The 4746-nt window shown below is 51.6% G+C and carries 6 protein-coding genes; all 6 read right to left on the reverse strand.

Annotation, left to right across the window (positions count from 1 at the left end; translation table 11 throughout):
- Window positions 1-43: 43 nt before the first annotated feature.
- The 6 genes from IQ268_RS31700 to IQ268_RS31725 all read right to left on the reverse strand — a co-directional run bounded on the left by IQ268_RS31700 (window position 44) and on the right by IQ268_RS31725 (window position 4425).
- Window positions 44-1084, reverse strand: a complete 1041-nt coding sequence (locus tag IQ268_RS31700) for a pentapeptide repeat-containing protein (RefSeq protein WP_193887425.1) — start codon at window positions 1082-1084, stop codon at window positions 44-46.
- 292 nt (window positions 1085-1376) lie between these two features.
- Window positions 1377-2858, reverse strand: coding sequence for a DUF3370 domain-containing protein (locus IQ268_RS31705; RefSeq protein ID WP_193887427.1), 1482 nt, complete (start codon window positions 2856-2858; stop codon window positions 1377-1379).
- Window positions 2859-3081: 223 nt separating this feature from the next.
- Window positions 3082-3693: a transposase gene (locus tag IQ268_RS31710; RefSeq protein ID WP_193887429.1), complete on the reverse strand. Its 612-nt coding sequence runs from the start codon at window positions 3691-3693 to the stop codon at window positions 3082-3084.
- Window positions 3694-3763: 70 nt separating this feature from the next.
- Window positions 3764-3931 (reverse strand): hypothetical protein, encoded by a 168-nt coding sequence (locus IQ268_RS31715; protein WP_193887431.1) that lies wholly within the window; start codon window positions 3929-3931, stop codon window positions 3764-3766.
- A 154-nt stretch (window positions 3932-4085) separates the two neighbouring features.
- On the reverse strand, window positions 4086-4289 hold the full coding sequence (locus tag IQ268_RS31720; protein WP_193887433.1) for a hypothetical protein: 204 nt from the start codon (window positions 4287-4289) through the stop codon (window positions 4086-4088).
- Window positions 4273-4425 carry a hypothetical protein gene (locus IQ268_RS31725; RefSeq protein ID WP_193887435.1) on the reverse strand — a complete coding sequence of 51 codons (153 nt, stop codon included), beginning with the start codon at window positions 4423-4425 and terminating at the stop codon, window positions 4273-4275. Before IQ268_RS31725 ends, IQ268_RS31720 begins: the two co-directional genes overlap by 17 nt.
- Window positions 4426-4746 lie beyond the last annotated feature (321 nt).

The raw sequence follows: 4746 nt of genomic DNA on the forward strand, positions 1-4746 counted from the left end.
ATCTTGGCGAGACTGTGGCTGACTCGATTGAGAACTGCTGTAATTAGCAATCCTGGTTGGCGATCGTGCCATCTGGCATGGTTGTGTTACAGAACGTGGCACCGCGCAAATTCGCATCGCTCAAATTAGCTCTATTGAAATTTGCTCCCGTCAGGTCGGCTTTTTTGAGGCTGGCTCCCGCGAAAGAGGTTCTTCGCAAATTCGCGCCGCTCAAATTGGCTCCGTCCAGGTGGGCATCACTTAAACTGGCACGGGTCAAGTTTGCCCCGCTCAGGTTGGCGCGGTATAGGTTCGCCTGCGTTAAATCGGCATCACCCAGATACGCCTGATACAGATCGGCACCAGAGAGATTGGTTTCGCTCAGGTTGGCACCAGAGAGATTCGTACCCGACAAGTTGGCTTGAGCCAGCTCAGCCCGGCGCAAATCAACCCGGCGCAAGTTGCCGCGCAGCAAGTTGGCTTTGTGCAAGTCGGTGTCGCGCAGCGTTGCATCTCCTAAATCGATGCGTCGCAGGTCTGCTTCGCGGAGATTGCTGCCCGTGAGGTTGGCATCTCCCAGGTTGGCATCGCGCAAGTTGGCGTGGCTCAGGTCGGCTCGGCTCAGATCGACTCGGCTCAGGTTGGCGTTGCTCAGGTTGGCATACCTGAGCTTAATTCCCCGTAAACGGGCATCTCCCAGATACGCTCCCTGCAAGTTGACGCGATCGCCATTAACGTTATTCAAAAACGCACCACCCAACAGCGCATCGCTCAAAATGGCTTCTGTCAATGTGGCTCCGTCTAGCGTGGCCTCGTTCAATACGGCACGGCTCAGCATTGCGCTGCTCAAATTAACGTTGTTGAGGGATGTATTTCGCAGGTTAGCATCGGCCAGGTTAGCGCCTTCCAAATCGGCACGTCTCAAATCGGTGTTTTCTAGCTCGCAGTAGGTGCAGTTTTTCGTTTGCAGCAGTTGGGCGAGGCGTTCGGCTTTTGCTGCACGACCCGAGAGCAAAAGACCAGTCAAGGCTGCGAGGCTGCTAAAAAACAGGGCAAGAATGAGAAATGCCCGCACGTCTCGTTTGTCTATAGTGGGCATCATCATAGAAGCAGCGGTCAGATAGTCCCTATTGCTACTCTACTTCGTTAACAAACCGAAGGGATATCTGCCTGATGAAAACTTACAGCAGTTCTCAATCGAGTAAGCCACAGTCTCGCCAAGATGGGCGTGGGGTATAGGGTTGAAGGCGTGGTGAATGCAAATGAAAATGGCTGTATATATCGTTGGGGCAATGCTGCCGATTGGATGGATAACGGTTGCCGGGGCATGGCAATACGATACCCACCCCTTCAGCAGACCTGAACCGCTTTTCGCACCACCAAGTACACTGCCCTGGTCACTCCTGCTCGACGGTATGAACCGTTAGCACTTGAGGTGGCGTTGCGTCAGGCGGATAGAGAAACTGAACCTGAACCGATCGCCGATCGCCCGGTGGCAAGGTGAGCCGGAGCAGCGATGAACCTTGCTGGCCTCTGCGCTGCACCAGATGCAAGAAGTTTGCCCGGTTTTGACCTGCATCATCTTTGTAAAGCACCAGCACCGTTCCTCGAAAGAAAATTTGCGGATCGGCAGGTTCCCGAAACCGCAGAGCCTCCTTTGAGGTTTCGTCCTGAAGCGGCGTTTGCATTGAAATGTCAACCGTTTGGGTGTCATCTGTGGGATTATGCAGCGGCAGGGTCAGGCTATATTCCACGCCATAGTTACCGTGTGCGCGATAGGCGGTGTCGGGATAGCGCTTGAGCATGGGCGCACTCTGTACCTGCCCTGTACCAAAGGTGTTGCGATCGACCGTATTGATCACATAGGAAATCCGCTGGCCGCGATCGGGAAGGGTCAACTGTTCGGCTCGTGCTCCATCGGTTAACCTGGCAACCCACTGGGAACCCTGAGCCACCCCAGCCACCCGCCCATAGAAAAACCGTTCTGCGGTGTTGGCGTTTGCGGGCGGAGTGGGGGCATGGTCGCGTGGCCCTGCCAAAGCACCTTGCCGCAGTAGAGCTTGCCACTCTTCCAGGGTGGGTACCCGCTCTCCACCGTCGGCTGTAGCGGGTGCAAACTTAGCCAGACTCGCCACATACACCGGAGCGTCGCTCGACAGCCGCATCAATGTGGAGCGGGCATTGGTGGGTAACTCCTGACTATTGGGATTGGCTCTCGGCTGCTGGCTTAATGGCGGCAGTAGAGGGCTTCCCGGTGCCAGCGTTCCATCGGTGGCTACGCTCAAGCGCCGTAGCGGAATCGGCACATTCATCAACAAATAATCTTGCCCTGGGGCAATTTCAACCTCAACTGGCCATTGAGGTTGACGGCGATCGCGCAACACATCGTTCATGGTGCGGCTTCCCGGCCCCGAAAACTGGTTGCCCAAGAGATTCGACTCGGAGGACGACAGTTGATTAAACGCGGCTTCCTGGCTCAGGTAGCTAATGGCCTCGCGTAAATTCAGTTTTACAGGCTTGTTTCCTGGGTTATGAACAATGACTCCGAGGTAAAGGGTGCGTCGGTCGTTGGGTGACTGTCCTCTGGCGACATGATGGGCAAATAAATCAAAGCGTCCGTCGAACGCATAGTCAAGATGCGCCGCAGGGGTGGCTTTTCCGTCTGGAGGAAAGGTGGATAGAAGAATACCTTCGGTTTGCACCAGTTCTGGACTGTTGCTGTTAAAGACGGGAACCTGATCCAGGCTACCGGGTAATGCCCGAATGTCTTGGGGCTGTACGATCTCCTGGAACGCCTGAGCGATAAGGTAAACCGGGTTCAGATCAAACAGTACCGGAGTGGAAGGAATGAGAGCCAGCAGAGATAACCAGGTCAGCATGATATCTACATCAACCGGAACAATGGCGATCGATTTACGTCTACATGCTGCTCTTTGAGCAATCTGAGAGCATGAGTCGAAACAGACCGTTTATCACGATACCATCCGGTGGGAAAAGCGATGGTCTGAGCTTGTGTCAGTTGATCGAGCAATGGTTTCTAAGCTGGATATCTGCATATCTGCGATCGCCAATTCAATGACTACAACAATGATGGCCTGTATTCTAGAGCAAGCTAATCAATGATTTACCGATATCATGGCCTGGATGCAATGGGTCTTGCTGCCAGGATAGTGAATTGTGTTGAATGTACTCTTGGATGTTTTGTAGGGCGCGATCCCCTCGAATAATGTGTTCATGATAATTGCGTTGCCAGATGGGGATACCTGCCGTTTTGCGAATCTGATTGATACGACGGGTTGAAACGGATTTGAAGTTTTGCACGATCGCCCCAATCGATCCTGGTTGTGTCCCATCCTCCCGTAGGGGCGAAGCATTTGCGCCGAGGTTGATGCCACTATTAAACGATGTTGATGCAAATGCTTCGCCCCTACAATCTTTGCCGCCCAACCAGATAATTCCATGAATGTGATTGGGCATGACCACAAATTGATCCAATTTCACCGATCGAAAATGCTGCGGCAAATTCACCCAACCCGATCGCGCCATCTTCCCAAACAAATTCAACCGCATTTCTCCATCTTCAATTACCCCAAACAAACACTCACGCTGATGGGTACAAATGGTAATGAAATACGCCCCTGCTGCGGTGTAATCGTATCCTTTTAATCGGATCGATCGTCTGTGGTGTTTATCAGGATGGTATTGAGACGGCATTCATTTAATTGGCTCATCTTCCCTTAGCCTTCCCAATGAGCGATCGCATCTGACAGTGAAATCAATTACATCAGTAATGCCAATTCCCGGAAGCACTCCAAACCGTTTTGCGAATCTGATTGATACGGCGGGTTGAAACAGATTTGAAATTTTGCACGATCGCCCCAATTGATCCCGGTTTTGTCCCATCCTCCCGTAGGGGCGAAGCATTTGCATCAACATCGTTTAATAGTGGCATCAACCTCGGCGCAAATGCTTCGCCCCTACAAACCTGTGCTTCGCCTCTACAATCTGTGCTTTATGGGCGATCGCATCTGCTCGTTTCAGCAAATCAACCACCGTTGTAAGAAGGAGCGCCAGAAAGGCACAAGGCCGAATCTGGCAGGGGATAACTAAGGCTGACGGCGCAGTTCTTGAACAATTTGTTGAGCCAGGGTTTTGCTCCAGATCTGCTCAAACGGACAAGATATCCGATCGCCTTGCTGAAACCAGGCGATCGCTTCTTCGAGTTGAGCAACCGAGTAAGCATCGTTGATCAGCATTTTGATCAGCAAGTCTTGCACAACCAGCGCTTGAGCATCATTCAATACGAGCATGGTTATCCTCCTGAGTATGGCGGCTCCGTTTGCTGAGAATGACGAGAGCTTTATCCAGGTCTTTGGTTTTAATGCAGCGCAAGGCAATCAGAAGGGATTTGATCAGAACAACTTCATCATCAGTCAGGGTAATCATGCAGAAAACTCCATAAGACATTAGCCAAGCGCCATAAGGGCTTAAGCGTTCCATGATGTCTCAAATAATAAGATAATTCGGCAATTCGTACAAGCTAGAATTTACGAAATTAAAGAATAATCTTTGAAACTGGTTACGATTGTCGAGTTAGGGAGGCTCGTTGAATCTAAGAACCGTAGATGGCTAAGAAAAAGGTAACTGTTCAAGGGGTTGAAAAAGGGAATTGAGAAAATCGAGAGGTGCTGCTAGGCTAACAAGATGGAAGAGAACCCTGTCCCCTCCATCAATGATGTTAGCCAATCGGACTGGGACAAGACCCCA

It is taken from the genome of Oculatella sp. LEGE 06141, from assembly GCF_015207605.1.
In the GTDB taxonomy this organism is placed as follows: domain Bacteria; phylum Cyanobacteriota; class Cyanobacteriia; order Elainellales; family Elainellaceae; genus Oculatella.